14 protein-coding genes are annotated in these 15326 nt (G+C 43.6%); 11 read left to right on the top strand and 3 right to left on the bottom strand.

What is annotated here, in order from left to right:
- Positions 1-56: 56 nt before the first annotated feature.
- Complete coding sequence (locus ACFI6G_RS09645) at positions 57-1067, bottom strand: adenosine deaminase (protein WP_462710258.1); 1011 nt, start codon at positions 1065-1067, stop codon at positions 57-59.
- Positions 1068-1422: 355 nt separating this feature from the next.
- On the opposite strand from ACFI6G_RS09645, the gene ACFI6G_RS09640 reads away from it, so the two are divergent.
- Positions 1423-1737: a DUF3622 domain-containing protein gene (locus ACFI6G_RS09640; RefSeq protein WP_010436335.1), complete on the top strand. Its 315-nt coding sequence runs from the start codon at positions 1423-1425 to the stop codon at positions 1735-1737.
- Between the two features lie 173 nt (positions 1738-1910).
- On the opposite strand, the gene ACFI6G_RS09635 is transcribed toward ACFI6G_RS09640, so the two are convergent.
- On the bottom strand, positions 1911-2957 hold the full coding sequence (locus tag ACFI6G_RS09635; RefSeq protein WP_010436338.1) for a succinylglutamate desuccinylase/aspartoacylase family protein: 1047 nt from the start codon (positions 2955-2957) through the stop codon (positions 1911-1913).
- 270 nt (positions 2958-3227) lie between these two features.
- Here ACFI6G_RS09635 and ACFI6G_RS09630 point away from each other — a divergent pair, with 270 nt between their 5' ends.
- Positions 3228-3767, top strand: a complete 540-nt coding sequence (locus ACFI6G_RS09630) for a DUF3332 domain-containing protein (protein ID WP_010436340.1) — start codon at positions 3228-3230, stop codon at positions 3765-3767.
- A 136-nt stretch (positions 3768-3903) separates the two neighbouring features.
- On the opposite strand, the gene ACFI6G_RS09625 is transcribed toward ACFI6G_RS09630, so the two are convergent.
- Positions 3904-5376: an aminoacyl-histidine dipeptidase gene (locus tag ACFI6G_RS09625; RefSeq protein WP_102418152.1), complete on the bottom strand. Its 1473-nt coding sequence runs from the start codon at positions 5374-5376 to the stop codon at positions 3904-3906.
- Positions 5377-6463: 1087 nt separating this feature from the next.
- Between ACFI6G_RS09625 and ACFI6G_RS09620 the strand changes: the two genes are divergently transcribed.
- The 9 genes from ACFI6G_RS09620 (at position 6464) to ACFI6G_RS09580 (ending at position 15221) form a co-directional block, all read left to right on the top strand.
- The gene (locus tag ACFI6G_RS09620; RefSeq protein WP_010436344.1) at positions 6464-7753 is read left to right on the top strand and encodes an NCS2 family permease; all 1290 of its coding nucleotides are present in this window, start codon (positions 6464-6466) and stop codon (positions 7751-7753) included.
- A gap of 84 nt (positions 7754-7837) precedes the next feature.
- Complete coding sequence (gpt, locus tag ACFI6G_RS09615) at positions 7838-8302, top strand: xanthine phosphoribosyltransferase (protein WP_010436346.1); 465 nt, start codon at positions 7838-7840, stop codon at positions 8300-8302.
- Positions 8303-8391: 89 nt separating this feature from the next.
- Entirely contained in the window at positions 8392-9645 is a 1254-nt protein-coding gene (frsA, locus tag ACFI6G_RS09610) for an esterase FrsA (protein WP_010436349.1), read from the top strand.
- A gap of 144 nt (positions 9646-9789) precedes the next feature.
- Positions 9790-10179: a sigma factor-binding protein Crl gene (gene crl, locus ACFI6G_RS09605; RefSeq protein WP_010436351.1), complete on the top strand. Its 390-nt coding sequence runs from the start codon at positions 9790-9792 to the stop codon at positions 10177-10179.
- A gap of 76 nt (positions 10180-10255) precedes the next feature.
- Positions 10256-11440, top strand: coding sequence for a glutamate 5-kinase (gene proB / locus ACFI6G_RS09600; RefSeq protein ID WP_171343695.1), 1185 nt, complete (start codon positions 10256-10258; stop codon positions 11438-11440).
- A gap of 92 nt (positions 11441-11532) precedes the next feature.
- A complete protein-coding gene (locus ACFI6G_RS09595; RefSeq protein WP_010436356.1) occupies positions 11533-12783 on the top strand; it encodes a glutamate-5-semialdehyde dehydrogenase in 1251 nt (416 codons plus the stop codon).
- 156 nt (positions 12784-12939) lie between these two features.
- Positions 12940-13389 carry a transcriptional regulator NrdR gene (gene nrdR / locus ACFI6G_RS09590; RefSeq protein WP_004734394.1) on the top strand — a complete coding sequence of 150 codons (450 nt, stop codon included), beginning with the start codon at positions 12940-12942 and terminating at the stop codon, positions 13387-13389.
- A gap of 40 nt (positions 13390-13429) precedes the next feature.
- Positions 13430-14518 carry a bifunctional diaminohydroxyphosphoribosylaminopyrimidine deaminase/5-amino-6-(5-phosphoribosylamino)uracil reductase RibD gene (gene ribD / locus ACFI6G_RS09585; RefSeq protein WP_462710257.1) on the top strand — a complete coding sequence of 363 codons (1089 nt, stop codon included), beginning with the start codon at positions 13430-13432 and terminating at the stop codon, positions 14516-14518.
- Positions 14519-14564: 46 nt separating this feature from the next.
- Positions 14565-15221, top strand: a complete 657-nt coding sequence (locus ACFI6G_RS09580) for a riboflavin synthase (protein ID WP_004734396.1) — start codon at positions 14565-14567, stop codon at positions 15219-15221.
- The last annotated feature ends 105 nt before the right edge of the window (positions 15222-15326 follow it).

Below are 15326 nucleotides of genomic sequence, written 5' to 3'. Positions count from 1 at the left end.
TTTTGAAAGGGAAACATTGAGCTTCCCTTTTTTTGATCGCAGCATAGGTCCATTTTTTAGTGAATATTTTCAGCAAGATATTGGCGCACTTGTGCAATGAGAGCTTCTTTGGCGTGAGGTGAGATGAAACTGGCTTCGATGGCGTTAATACTGAACTGTGCTAATTCGTTTTTCGTCACCATGTGAGCATTGGCGACGGCGAGGAAGTTATCATTCATATACCCGCCGAAGTAAGCGGGATCATCGGAATTGATGGTGACGCATAGCTCTCTTCTCAGCAACTCGACGATGTTGTGCTCTTGCATGGTGTCGAAGACTTTGAGCTTGGTATTCGATAGTGGGCAGACCGTCAGCGGTGTGCGTTTAGCGATTAGCTGTTCCATCAATTTTTCATCTTCAACACAGCGAACGCCATGATCAATTCGGGTAATGCTTAACAAGCTCAGTGCGTCGATAATATTTTGTGCTGGGCCTTCTTCTCCGGCGTGTGCGACGGTCAGGAAGCCTTGGTTGATAGCTTCTTGGAATACATGTTTAAATTTCTCTGGCGGGTTGCCCTGTTCTGATGAATCTAGCCCAACGGCAATGATCTTATCTTTATAGGGAAGTGCTTGTTTGAGCGTTTCAAAAGCGCTGTCTTCATCAAGGTGACGCAGAAAGCACATGATCAGTTGGCTGCTGATGCCAAGTTCTTGCTCTGCTTGATTCAAAGCTCGAGTGATCCCACCGACTATGACTTCAAAGGCAATGCCGCGTTCAGTGTGAGTCTGAGGGTCGAAGAATATTTCGGTATGAACCACATTATCTTGCTGGCACTTCAGTAGATAAGCCCATGTCAGGTCGTAGAAGTCTTGTTCATGAATGAGTACGTTAGCGCCTTGGTAATAGATATCGAGAAAGGACTGAAGATTGTGAAATTGGTACGCGTCCCTTACTTGGTCTGGGTTTTCAAAGGGAATTGAAATGTTATTACGCTTGGCGAGTTTGAACATCAGTTCTGGTTCTAACGAACCTTCAATATGTAAGTGCAGTTCAACTTTAGGTAAATTTTTTATAAAGCTATCCATAGCAACCCCTTCGCTATTGTAATTATGGGCGGAGTAGGTGAGATGTTTCGATGGTGAGATCCGAGTCTATAGGCTATCTCTTTCATTTATCTCTATTTGAGCATAGTTCATTTGCTCGTTATCGAGAAAGTGCCCCGTAAATTGGAAGCTATTTTGGAGTTATGAACGAATTGAAATGACTCGCAAACGATTTACCGCACTAGAGTGTGATCCGCTGCAAATATTTGCAGCAATATGTGTTGATTTGTGCTCTAATACCGCGCTTACCAAGGGATGGTGTTAAAAGATACCCACTTAGATGGAGTTATCAAAGTTGACCGATCCCGTAATGATCTCCCTTAGGAAAAAATAGAACATGTCTAAGAACAAAAAATTTGATATCCGCCTTACAGAAAAACGCAACGGTTGGTGTGCAGAGATTACTCGTCAAGTAACATCTCGCAGTACTACAGTATCTAAGCGTGAGTCTGGTTTCGAAACTGAAGCTCTAGCACAAGAGTGGGCAGAGAAAGAACTAGCATCTTTCATCGCAAACCAAGCAGAACGTAACGAGCGTAAATCAGAGCAGCGTAAAGAGCGTGACGAACTACGTCACACTAAAGAGCTTAAAGCTGAGCAAGCTCGTGAAGCACGCGCTAAAGCTCGTGCAGAAGAGGAAGACGCTGAGTAATTCGGTGCACGATTAACTTATAGGTCCCTTAATTTTAAGATAAGGGACTTATAAAAAAAGCCCCAATATAGGTGACTATATTGGGGCTTTTTCGTTTGTGGAGTTCGTTTCTATTTTGCCTAAGAGCGACGGTTTTTATTTATCGCTTTTAACGTCGCTCTATCAAGCTTTAATCAGTTGTTCAGTGTGGTTAGCCAATCGTCTTCTGCTACTTCTTCAATGTAGCTTTCTACTGATTGGCCTACTTCTTCATCGTCTTGTTTGAAGTAAGCAATGTGGAATACTGCATCACCTTCGTTGACAAGAGGCAGCGTTTGCTGGCCAATCACAATACCACCTTTGGTTGTGATCACTTGGCCTTCTTCGTGGCCCAAAGGAGAGCTGATGTAAGCTAGAGTTTGCCCAGCCTCAACTTGCTCACCAAGTCTTACCATATTACGCAAGATGCCGTCTGATTCAGCGCGGATCCAGCTGGTGGATTTGCTCAATACTGGCTCTGGCAACTTCTTACGGTTAGGGCGCAACATGCCTATTTCTTTCATCACTTGATGAACGCCTAGATAGCCTGCACGAATCGCTAAAGGATCAAAACGCAGCGCTTCACCACCTTCATAAGTCAGTACCGGGATGCCCAGTTTTTCAGCTTCGCTACGCAGTGAACCATCACGCAAAGGTGAATCAATGATTACTGGCGTTGCGAACGCTTTCGCAATTCGTAATGTTTCTGGATTTGATAGGTTTGCACGAATCTGTGGCAGGTTAGTACGGTGAATAGCACCTGTATGTAGATCCAAAATGTAATCACAGTGCTTCGCTACGTTTTCGAAGAAGGTGTAAGCGATGCGTGATGTCAATGAGCCTTTCTCACTACCTGGGAAGCAACGGTTTAGGTCGCGACGGTCTGGTAAGTAACGAGATTTATGAATGAAGCCAAATACGTTTACGATCGGCACAACAATTAATGTACCTTTCAGTTTATTAGGTTCTATTGCGTTAGTTAACTGTCGTGCAATCTCAACACCGTTTAGCTCATCACCGTGAATAGCAGCGTTTACCATTAGTGTTGGGCCTGCTTGGCGACCGTGGATGATCTCAATCGGGATCGAAAGTGGAGAGTGCGTGTAAAGCTGAGCTGCCTGTAGTTCAATCTCTTTTCGTTGTCCTGGCTGAACAGTATAACCAAGTAATTCGAATGGTTGATTAGGTTTTAGTCTTGCCATTTAGGTTGTTCTCAACATAGTGATAATTCGTTAACACGGAATGTAGCAATCGTTGATTTTTAGTACGAATCAATCGCTTTACTGTGACGACAAAACTTTTTTATGGAGGGGGGTGGTTATTGGTTTCAATTTTTAATTTGCGATAATTTTGGGTGTTTCAATTTGTGATTTTTTTGACAATTTATTGATTTTAATCTGATAATTCAGAATGTGATGGCTGCTATTATCCATCGCCATTTTTGGTGGCCAAATTCAAATATCGAGATAAAAATGAAGAAAACAATTTCAAAAGTCGTAGCTCTGGCGGTGGTATCAGTTGCTTTATCTGGCTGCGTTGGTAGCAACGCAGTGACGGGGTACTTAATGAAATTCAACCTTAAAGCTGTTGATAACCGTTATGCTCGTGGTGGTTTAAACTTATTGTTAGCACCAGCTTACGGTCTAACTATTGCTGCCGATTACTTAGTGTTCAACTCGCTAGAGTTCTGGACGGGTAGTAACCCTCTAACTGGTACCCCGCATATCTTTGATACTAAGATGGATACTTACCTTGATATTAACCATCAACTGGATCCGTCTCTAACGGAAGCGCCGGTAGGTCCTATCACAAGTGCTGATATGATCGAAAAAGGTCAAATGCAGCAGATCGATGAAAACACTATCCAAATGGATATTACATACCAATCTGGTGAGCGTGCTACATTAATCGGTGTTCGCGATGGCGAGATGGTGACGTACTTCATCGATGGTGAAGTTGTGGCACAAACTTCAATTGATGAGCTAGAGAGCTACGCGGCTACACGCGCTTAATTGCTTGTTTAGTCACAAATAGTCGATTACAAAGATTAGATACAGAAACAGGTACTCATTGAGTACCTGTTTTATTTTGTTTTGAATAAACGGTGCTTACTGTAAGCAGCATCTATTGAGTATATATATTATCGAATTATGCTTTTTCTGGGATTGCTTCAAGCAGTGCAACCATTTGGTTCCAGAATAGCTCAACTGTGTCGATCTTCACTTTCTCATCAGGAGAGTGTGGGAACTTGATTGTTGGGCCGAAAGAAACCATATCCATATTCGGGTAAGGTTCTTTGAATAGACCACACTCAAGACCTGCATGGATAACCATGATGTTTGGCTTGTGACCGTAGATACCTTCGTACATGTCGCGGAAGATATGCATAATTTCTGAATCTGCGTCTGGTTTCCAACCTGGGTAAGCACCAGAGAACGAGATGTTAGCGCCTGCTAACTCAGCAACAGAGTGCAGCATGCTTTCTACTTGGCTACGACCTGAATCGATCAAAGAACGGATCAGGCAAAGCACTGTGATTGAGTTCTCTTCTGTTGTGATAACACCTACGTTTAGAGACGTTTCAACAACACCTTCAATCTCGTCACTCATACGAATCACGCCGTTTGGACATGCGTTAAGTGTCGCGATAAAGCGAGCTTGTTCTGCTTGAGTAAGAGTACCCATTTCAACGGTTACTTCTTCGTTGAATGTTACGATGCTGTCTTCGATTTTACCCAGCTCTGTAGATAGAAGCTCAGTGTAGTAGTTGTATAGCGAAGCCAGTTTCTCTTGGTTTTCAGCCGGTACTGCAACCGTTACGAAGCCTTCACGAGGGATAGCGTTACGAAGGCTACCACCTTTGAACTCTATGATACGAAGGTCTAGATCTTTTGCGTGACCCGCTAGGAAACGAGCAAGTAATTTGTTTGCGTTTGCACGACCCGTGTGAATATCACAACCAGAGTGACCGCCTTTAAGGCCTTTTAGCGTTAGCTTACGTGTAACGAAATTATCAGGGACTGCATCACGAGTGATGTCGAAAGTCATTGCACCGTCGATACCGCCAGCACAACCCATGTACACTTCGCCTTCTTGCTCTGAATCGGTATTAAGAAGGATATCGCCTTCTAACCAACCCGCTTCAAGACCGAAAGCACCAGTCATACCCGCTTCTTCATCTACGGTTAGTAGAACTTCGATAGGGCCGTGTTGGATTTCGTTTGAAGCAAGAACGGCCAAACAAGAAGCCATGCCCATACCATTGTCGGCACCAAGTGTTGTGCCTTTTGCAGTAACCCATTCACCATCAATGTACGGTTGGATTGGGTCTTTAGCGAAGTCATGAACTGTGTCTTCGTTCTTTTGTGGAACCATATCGATGTGAGCTTGTAGCACGACACCTTTCTTGTTTTCCATGCCCTGTGTCGCTGGCTTCTTGATGAATACGTTGCCCGTTGGATCGCGACGCACATCTAGGCCTTGCTCTGTTGCCCAAGCAATAATGTATTGAGCAAGCTCTTCTTCGTGCTTTGAAGGGTGTGGGATTGAACAAATCTTATCGAAAAACTGCCAAATAGGGGCAGGGGACAATTTACTGATCTCAGAATGGAATTCAGACACGGATGACTCCTTTTTTATTTGATAACCATATATTTAGGATTTGGATGGATGGAAAGTTAGAACAAAAATCTAAAATATGGGTCTGTTTTGATGGCAACAGCATACCACTTGCGCGTTTTGACGAGTAGCGCTTCTAAGCCCCAGACTCCTCAAATTTTGAAAGCTAGATTGTTCATTTGATCATAAGTAAGTGTCTTGATGCTTATAATTAATTCAGGCAAACGTTTATTTAGTTCTGTTGTGTAATTTAATTACGAGATTTAGTTTGTAAAATAACCATAAGCAGCTAAAAGTGTGATGTGGAGCAGGAAAAACTTGTAATCTTTTTTCTTTGAGGTATATTAATAACCAACTTCTTAAGTGAAGAGTAAATGCTCAAAGGATGAGTCCGTTTTATCGCCTCCAGGGAACCGAGAAATCAAATTCGTTTTTATTGATTTATTAAGGTGATAGTTATGAAAGGTTTACCATCTGCAATGTTCTGGCTTAACAGCTCTGTTTACACTAGCAACTTTGCATACCCAACAAGCTTTGGTTACTAATACCAGCTGCTTGTAACTTGAACAGTTTGTTCACCCCTATATATTGGAATTCTTTTACAACCCTTTGGTTGACTGATTCTACCGCCACTCATTTTTGAGTGGCGTTTTTTTTGCCTGCTACTTTATCGCCTATCTTGTTCCCAACCACTTTCATTCATTCATTATTTCTCTGTCATTCGTTGCGGTTATTTTTTAAACGCCAAACGATCAATTCACGCCTTATTACGAATCCTGTTGAAAAATACACAACTCTTGTGGGTTTCATTTGAGAATTTGATGGCTAGATTCTCAATGAAAATAATCGATGGTCGAAAAAGTAATCAAGTATAATTGTTGTTTTTTTTGTTTTGTTTTGTTTTAAATCTTTGTTTTTAATGATTATTTAATTATTCAGTTTATGTTTTTAATCGCTTTGTTTCATACGCCATTCGGATAAATATTAATTAGAGCCTTAATTCTATCTGGAATTTGTTATTTGATAACTTTATAATCCACAGCCAATCGATTACGCAACCGTTTACTTTTTACCCTTATAGGATTCGATAATGTTCGAAAAGCTATTCAAACTCAGTGAAAATGGCACCAATGTGCGCACTGAAATCATCGCAGGTCTAACAACCTTCCTAACAATGGCTTACATCATTTTTGTAAACCCAATGATTCTAGCTGACGCTGGGATGGACCATGGCGCTGTATTTGTAGCAACCTGTTTAGCGGCTGCTATTGGCTGTTTCATTATGGGCTTTGTTGCTAACTACCCAATTGCTCAAGCTCCAGGCATGGGGTTGAACGCATTCTTTACCTACGCTGTTGTAATGGGTATGGGTTATACGTGGCAAGTTGCTCTGGCAGCAGTTTTCGTATCAGGCGTAATCTTCATTTTCTTAAGTATCTTTAAGATTCGTGAATGGATTATTAACTCGATCCCTATGTCTCTGCGTGTTGGTATCTCTGCAGGTATAGGCCTTTTCTTAGCGTTCATTGCACTTAGCAATGCTGGCATCGTGGTTTCTAACCCAGCAACTAAGGTTTCACTGGGCGATATTACCGCGGTTGCTCCTATTCTAGGCGCACTGGGTTTTTTCCTTACTATTGCTCTCGTTCATCGTGGTGTTAAAGGCGCAGTAATGATTGCTATTTTAGCAATCACAGCGATTGGTATCGCAATTGGCGACGTTCAATATGGCGGTATCATGTCTACACCGCCAAGCCTAGCACCTACATTCATGCAGCTTGATTTCTCTGCTGTATTCGAAATCGGTATGATTTCAGTGGTATTTGCATTCTTGTTTGTCGATTTATTCGATACTGCCGGTACTTTGGTTGGTGTTGCAACAAAAGCAAACCTAATTAAAGAAGACGGCAAACTACCACGCTTGAATAAAGCACTACTCGCTGACTCTACAGCAACGTCTATCGGTGCATTATTAGGTACATCAAACACAACCTCTTACGTAGAAAGTGTTGCTGGTGTTGCTGAGGGTGGTCGTACCGGCCTAACAGCAGTTGTTGTTGGTATCTTATTCTTACTGGCTCTTTTCTTCTCGCCGCTTGCAGGCATGATCCCGGCTTACGCAACATCTGGTGCGCTGTTTTATGTAGCAATTCTAATGATGTCTGGTCTAGTTGGCATTGATTGGCGTGATCTTACGGAAGCTGCACCAGTCGTGGTAACATGTTTGCTAATGCCGCTGACGTACTCTATTGCTGAGGGTATCTCACTAGGTTTCATCGCTTACGCTGCAATTAAGCTGCTAAGTGGTAAAGGTCGTGACGTTTCACCTGCAGTGTGGGTAATGTCGGCTATCTTTATTCTTAAATATATTTTCGCTTAATCGTCTAGATTTCTGCTTAATCGTTGAAGAGGCTATGTTTCGCATAGCCTCTAATAACATGACAAAATTATTAGGTTTTATACTATGAGCAACAAATTCGTTATCACTTGGGACAACATGCAGACTTACTGCCGCCAACTAGCAGAAAAGCAAATGCCAGCAGAACAGTGGAAAGGCATCTGGGCAGTAAGCCGTGGTGGCTTAGTTCCTGGTGCAATCTTGGCCCGTGAGCTAGGTATTCGTCACGTAGATACGATTTGTATTTCTAGCTACGACCACGATCACCAACGTGATATGACGGTAGTTAAAGCACCTGAGGGTGACGGCGAAGGCTTCCTTATCGTTGAAGACCTTGTTGATAGTGGTGACACTGCACGTAAACTTCGCGAAATGTACCCGAAAGCGAAACTAATCGCAGTTTGTGCAAAACCATCTGGCGCACATTTACTAGATGAGTACATCGTTGATATCGCTCAAGACACTTGGATTGAGCAGCCTTGGGATACTAGCTTAAGCTTCGTTGAGCCAGTAAATCGCAAGTCAAAATAAGCGTAAACTTAGTTTTTTGAGAAATGACCCTTTATAGGGTCATTTTTTTTTATATTATTAGTGACAACCATTTCTTATTAAGTGTCCCTATGTCTGAATCAGAAGAAACGAGCTCGAACCTTTCGGAAACCTTGTTTGTAAAGCATAAGCAGGCTAAAGAAACCTCAATGCTGACGCGCTACATGCCAAGCTCAGAAGAGCTATTGGATGAGAAGCGTAAACAGCAAAATTCATCATGGTATCGAAATTTAAGGCGTCTTCAGTGGGTATGGCAAGGCGTTAACCCAATAGAGCAAGAAGCGGTGTTAGCTCGAATTGCGTCGTCAGATAATTCTCGCACGACGGACGAGTGGTTAGATACCGTCATGGGTTATCGCAGCGGTAACTGGGCATACGAGTGGACTAAGCTTGGTATGCAGCATCAAAATCGCTCTAATGAAAAGAACGGTGAAGAGATGGCTGAAGAGCTGTTTTCAGCATCGTTATGTTTTAGCATAGCGGGTTACCCACATCTCAAGAACGACAATTTGGCAGCTCAGGCTCAAGTGCTAGCGAACGCGGCTTATTCTGAAGCCATCAAGCATACCAAGCTGATCGTTAAGCAACTTGAAGTGCCGTATCAGAATAAGAAAATTAAGGCGAACTTGCATCTCACCAAAACAGATAAACCTCAGCCTGTTGTGATTGTGAGCGCTGGACTAGACAGTTTGCAAACCGATATGTGGCGCTTGTTTAGAGATTACCTAGCCCCTAAAAACATTGCTATGTTGACGGTCGATATGCCGTCGATAGGGCACAGTGCGCATTGGCCTTTAACTGAAGACTCGTCTTGCCTTCACCAAGCTGTGCTCAATGAACTGCCTAACATCCCATGGGTCGATCACCACAAGGTCGGCTTGTTTGGCTTCCGTTTTGGTGGCAATGCGATGGTGAGATTATCTTTCCTAGAGCAACATAAGCTCAAAGCGTGTATCTCTTTAGGCGCGCCAATTCACGATATCTTTGTTCATGCAGACAAATTGAAACAGATGCCTAAAATGCATTTAGATGTGTTAGCTTCGCGTCTCGGTAAAGGTGCGGTAGATATCAATAGTCTTTCTGGGCAACTGATGGCTTGGTCACTCAAGGTACAAGGCTTGCTGTCGAACAGTAAAACCAGCGTTCCTATCTTGGCACTAGCCTTAGAAGGAGACCCTGTTTCACCACCAATGGATAATCAACTGGTTGCTATTTACAGTGATTACGGCAAAGCGAAGAAAATCAAAGCTAAATCAATTACACAGGGTTATGAGCAATCCCTCGAATTGGCGATAAAATGGCTTGAGGATGAATTATTTAGATGACATTTCTCCTAAATTAGTTAAGCATGAAAAGTGTACAAACTAAGTACCTGATACTCAGAGGTAATTTATAAAATCCAATTGCGTACTTTCTACGTATTGCAGTCTGAGTAACGTCATTCTTAACATTGAAAATGGAGATTCAATATGTCAGAAGTGACACAACAACCTACGCATTATCGTTTGTTGAATGTTTTAAAGGCGATTGGGCCTTACTTAAGAGAACCACAATCAGAAGAAGGTCATTATATTTTTGATTGTTTATCTGTGTGTGTGAACGATAAAAAATCACCAGAAGAACGTGAGTTTTGGGGTTGGTGGTTAGAGTTGGATAAGTCGGAAGAGGGATATTCGGCGAAATACAACATCGGCAAGTACAACATCGATGGCAATTGGGATTGCTTACCATTGCCGAAGAAGGCGGTAGCTGAAGTGTCTCGCACTCAAGAAGCTTTCCACCAAAAGCTGGTTGACGAACTTCAAAATAAGTTTGAAATCAGCGTTCAATTCGACGAAGAGTCTGTCGAATTCGTCTGATTTTAAAGGTTACTCTTCTCTATAAAGTAAAAAGGTGCGATTTCGCACCTTTTCTGCTTGTGAATTCCCCTGTTGATTGCTAAAACATCACCTCTTATTTGTTTTATCTATAAAAGACTTCATGACAACAAATCATCAAAGCGGGACAACAACACAGAGTAAAACTGTCGTTGTTAAACTGGGTACCAGTGTCTTAACTGGTGGAACATTGGCATTAGATCGTGCTCACATGGTTGAGCTGGTTCGTCAATGTGCTGAATTAAAAAAACAAGGCCACTCTGTGGTTATGGTTTCGTCTGGCGCAATTGCTGCTGGGCGTGAGCACCTTAGTTACCCCGCACTTCCCAACTCGATGGCGAGCAAACAGTTGCTTGCGGCAGTTGGGCAAAGCCAGTTGATTCAAGTTTGGGAGTCTTTGTTTGCTATCTATGGCCTTAAAATTGGCCAGATGCTACTGACTCGTGCTGATCTCGATGATCGCGAGCGTTTTCTTAATGCTCGCGACACGATCAACGCACTCGTTGAACACGATATTATTCCGGTGGTTAATGAAAACGATGCAGTAGCAACTAACGAAATTAAAGTGGGCGACAACGATAACTTGTCGGCACTGGTTGGTATTTTATGTGGAGCCGATAAGCTTCTGCTATTAACCGATCAAAAAGGCCTATTTACGGCAGACCCTCGCAAAGATCCGAATGCAGAGCTCATCAAAGAAGTGAAAACCATTGATGACACATTACGCAAGATCGCAGGCGGAAGTGGTACTACGTTAGGTACCGGCGGTATGGCGACTAAACTGCAGGCGGCTGATATTGCTCGTCGTGCCGGTATTGAAGTGATTATTGCGGCGGGTAGTGCTGAAAATGTGGTGTTTGACTCGTTGAGTGACAATCCACAAGGTACTCGTTTTTTGCCTCTAGAAGAAGCGCTTGAAAACCGCAAACGCTGGATTTTAGCTGGCCCTGCATCTGCCGGTGATATTGTGGTTGATGATGGCGCCGTTAATGCTGTGAACACTAAAGGTAGCAGCCTGTTGGCGAAAGGGGTCATTCGAGTTCAAGGCGAGTTTTCTCGTGGTGAAGTTACCCAAGTTACAGACATCAAAGGCAAGGTAGTGGCGCGTGGTATCGCTAGCTACTCGAGCCAAGACTTAGCGAAAATCGCAGGTAAACACAGTAAAGATATTGGTGAGATACTGGGTTATGACTACGGATCAGAAGTTATTCACCGTGATGACATGGTAGTGATTCAAGAGTAGCTCGTGATGATAAGGCGATGCACTGCGAATATACATAATCGTAAAGCGCCTTTTTACATCCAAAGACAGACAGAACTTAGGGAGAGTTAAACGTGGATTTAACTAACATGGGTATCGCAGCAAAAGACGCTGCTTTCCACCTAGCGACCGCTTCAACGGCGCAAAAGAACAAGGCATTGGCGATCATCGCTGATGAGTTAGAAGCAAACGCAGCAACGATTTTAGAAGCGAACGCAAAAGACATCGAACTTGGTCGTGAAGCGGGTTTAACTGACGCATTGCTTGATCGTCTATTGCTGAATGAAGAGCGTCTAAAAGGTATCGCTAACGATGTACGTAACGTAATTAGCCTGAATGATCCAGTTGGCAGCGAAATGGACAGTAAGGTACTGGAAAACGGTATGTCACTGTCTCGTCGTCGTGTACCACTTGGCGTGGTTGGTGTTATTTACGAAGCGCGTCCAAACGTAACTATCGATATTGCGGCACTGTGTCTAAAAACAGGTAACGCAAGTATCTTACGTGGTGGTAAAGAGACATTCTTCTCAAACATGGAGCTGGTTAAAGTTATCCAGTCTGCATTAGAGAAAGCGGAGCTTCCAGCCGCTTCAGTTCAGTACATCGAAAAACCTGATCGTGAGCTCGTTTCTCAACTGCTTAAACTGGATGATTACGTGGATATGATCATTCCTCGCGGCGGCGCTGGCTTGCACAAGATGTGTAAAGAGAACAGCACGATTCCAGTGATCATCGGTGGTTTCGGTATTAGCCATATTTTTGTTGATGAAAGCGCTGACCTTGAGAAATCCGTTGATGTTGTTGAAAACTCTAAAGTTCAACGCCCATCTGCCTGTAACTCGCTAGATACATTATTAGTGCACGAAGCGGTTGCTGAAGCTTTCTTAGCGCAGCTAACACAGCGTTTAGCCGGCAAGGTTACTTTGGTTGCTGACACTAGTGCAAAATCGCTGCTAGCGGGTTTTGAAGACCAACGTGATGCGGTTGAAGGCGACTTTGACACTGAATGGTTAAGCTATACGTTAGGCGTGAAAGTCGTCGCGGATGTGGCAGAAGCGATTGACCACATGCGCGTCCACAACGCGAGCCACTCAGACGCGATCATGACGAATAGTCTAGAAAGCTCAGAGCGCTTTATTAACTCAGTCGGTTCTGCTGCGGTTTATGTGAATGCATCAACACGTTTTACTGATGGCGCACAGTTTGGTCTGGGTGCTGAAGTAGCAGTGTCTACTCAGAAATTGCATGCTCGTGGCCCAATGGGTTTAGAAGAGCTGACAAGCTACAAATGGGTAGGCAAAGCGAACTATTTAGTTCGCGGTTAACGCTGGTCGTTAATTTTACTCATCAGCTCATTTTTGAAATGGCGATCGAGTAACAATAATCAATGAATCACCACACAAAAGGGCCTTAATTGGCCCTTTTTCTTTCCTAACGTTTGGCAATTCCGTTACACTGATATTCAATTATTTGGAGGTGATATGCATTGTCCTTTTTGTTCAGAGAACGACACTAAAGTAATCGATTCAAGACTGGTAGCCGATGGCCATCAGGTTCGTCGTCGCCGTCAATGCCTTGCATGTAGTGAACGTTTTACTACTTTCGAATCGGCAGAGCTTGTGATGCCTAAAGTCATTAAGTCGAATGGAAACCGCGAACCATTTAATGAAGATAAAATGGTAGGTGGTGTTCAGCGTGCCCTAGAAAAACGCCCAGTGAGTGCTGATGCGATCGAACTTGCGATCAGTACTATTAAGTCACAACTCCGTGCAACTGGTGAGCGTGAAGTACCAAGCGAGATGATTGGTAATCTTGTGATGGGCCAATTGAAAGAATTGGATAAAGTGGCGTACATCCGTTTTGCCTCTGTTTACCGCAGCTTTGAAGACATCCGAGAGTTTGGCGAAGAAATCGCTAAATTAGAGGACTAACCCCTCAGTTATGTCTAATTTTACTCCCCTAGATTTTCAAATGATGTCGCGCGCTATTCAATTAGCGAAACGCGGCATTTACACCACTGCGCCAAACCCAAATGTAGGCTGTGTCATCGTACAAGCCGATGGTCAGATCGTTGGTGAAGGTTTTCATGCCAAAGCGGGCGAACCTCATGCTGAAGTGCACGCTATGCGAATGGCGGGTGATAAGGCAAAAGGTGCAACGGCTTACGTTACGCTAGAACCTTGTTCGCATTATGGTCGAACGCCGCCTTGTGCGGAAGGTTTGATTAAGGCTCAAGTTTCAAAAGTGATTTGCGCCATGCAGGACCCAAACCCTAAAGTCGCAGGGCGTGGCATCAAGATGCTACGTGATGCGGGTATTGAGGTTGAGATAGGCTTGTTAGAGCAAGATGCTCTCGATTTAAATCCTGCATTTATCAAGCGTATGCAAACGGGCATGCCATTCGTACAGTTAAAAATGGCGGCTAGCCTAGATGGCCAAACGGCATTGGAAAATGGTCAAAGCCAGTGGATCACGTCGTCAGAAGCGCGTCGTGACGTTCAGAACTACCGAGCCAAATCAGGCGCGGTGTTATCAACCAGCCAAACGGTGATTGAAGACAACGCGTCATTGAATGTTCGCTGGACTGAGTTACCAAGTAGTATCAAAGATCATTACGCTGAAGACGAGTTGCGTCAGCCGATTCGCGTGATTCTTGATCGCCAAAATCAGCTGTATCCTGAGCTCAAGTTATTCCAGACTCCAACTTCGGTATTGAGAGTTGCTGAAACCTCCGCTGATATTGAGGTCGGAACAACGGATGCTGGTCAGCTTGATTTACACGATTTGATGCGTCAATTACCTGCGAATCATATCGACCATATTTGGGTCGAAGCGGGCGCGACATTGGCAAAAAGCTTGATTGAAGAACAGCTGGTGGATGAGCTAATCCTCTATTTAGCACCTAAACTTATGGGCAGTGACGGACGAGGTTTGATGGGTGCATTAGGGCTCACTTCAATGTCTGATGTGATTGACCTAGAAATTAAAGATGTTCGACAGGTTGGTGTGGATATTCGTATCGTAGCTAAACCAAGAGCGGCGAAACCACTCTCGAAATAGTCACTCCAACTACATATGTGTCGTTGACAACAAAAAGAGTTTTAAAATGTTTACAGGAATTGTAGAAGCCGTAGGTACATTGAGTGCAATCACTCCCCGCGGAGAAGACATCACCGTAACGGTTAATGTTGGTAATCTTGATATGGCTGACGTTAAGTTAGGCGACAGTATCGCTACCAATGGTGTTTGTTTGACGGTTGTTGAGTATAACGACCACAGCTACAGTGCAGACCTTTCGCTTGAGACCCTGAAAAAAACGGGCTTTGTGGATTACCAAGCCGGCGATAAGGTCAACCTAGAGAAAGCAATGCTACCGACTACCCGTTTTGGTGGTCATATTGTATCGGGTCACGTTGATGGTGTGGGTGAGATTGTTGAGCGTAACCAAGTCGGTCGTGCAATTGAGTTCTGGGTTGAAATGCCAGCAGAGATCTCAAAGTACGTAGCTCAAAAAGGTTCAGTCACTGTTGATGGTATTAGCCTAACGGTGAACGATTTACGCAAAAATGCCTTTAAGCTGACTATCGTTCCTCACACCTCTTCAGAAACGACCATCGATCAATTCAATGTTGGTCGTAAAGTGAATCTAGAAGTCGATGTATTAGCGCGTTATATGGAGCGTCTACTGCAAGGCCAGCAGCAAGAGTCTGAGCCTGAATCTCGATTGACGATGGAATTCTTACAGCAGAATGGTTTTGCCTAATCGTTGGTACAAAGTGTGTTAAGCGAGACTTTGTAAAGCGAAGCAATATCATCAGGTTTAAATAGTGTCGGTTCTAGGAAGCAGAACCATTTCAAAGGATATAGA

The sequence above is a fragment of the Vibrio sp. PSi01 genome (assembly GCF_054960695.1).
Note: the sequence above shows the minus strand (reverse complement) of the source record. Positions and strands in the feature narration are given on the sequence as shown.

Coding starts and splice junctions, on each gene's coding strand:
- ACFI6G_RS09645 (WP_462710258.1), bottom strand. CDS start 1,067: ATGGATAGCTTTATAAAAAATTTACCTAAAGTTGAACTGCACTTACAT.
- ACFI6G_RS09640 (WP_010436335.1), top strand. CDS start 1,423: ATGTCTAAGAACAAAAAATTTGATATCCGCCTTACAGAAAAACGCAAC.
- ACFI6G_RS09635 (WP_010436338.1), bottom strand. CDS start 2,957: ATGGCAAGACTAAAACCTAATCAACCATTCGAATTACTTGGTTATACT.
- ACFI6G_RS09630 (WP_010436340.1), top strand. CDS start 3,228: ATGAAGAAAACAATTTCAAAAGTCGTAGCTCTGGCGGTGGTATCAGTT.
- ACFI6G_RS09620 (WP_010436344.1), top strand. CDS start 6,464: ATGTTCGAAAAGCTATTCAAACTCAGTGAAAATGGCACCAATGTGCGC.
- gpt (WP_010436346.1), top strand. CDS start 7,838: ATGAGCAACAAATTCGTTATCACTTGGGACAACATGCAGACTTACTGC.
- frsA (WP_010436349.1), top strand. CDS start 8,392: ATGTCTGAATCAGAAGAAACGAGCTCGAACCTTTCGGAAACCTTGTTT.
- crl (WP_010436351.1), top strand. CDS start 9,790: ATGTCAGAAGTGACACAACAACCTACGCATTATCGTTTGTTGAATGTT.
- nrdR (WP_004734394.1), top strand. CDS start 12,940: ATGCATTGTCCTTTTTGTTCAGAGAACGACACTAAAGTAATCGATTCA.
- ribD (WP_462710257.1), top strand. CDS start 13,430: ATGATGTCGCGCGCTATTCAATTAGCGAAACGCGGCATTTACACCACT.
- ACFI6G_RS09580 (WP_004734396.1), top strand. CDS start 14,565: ATGTTTACAGGAATTGTAGAAGCCGTAGGTACATTGAGTGCAATCACT.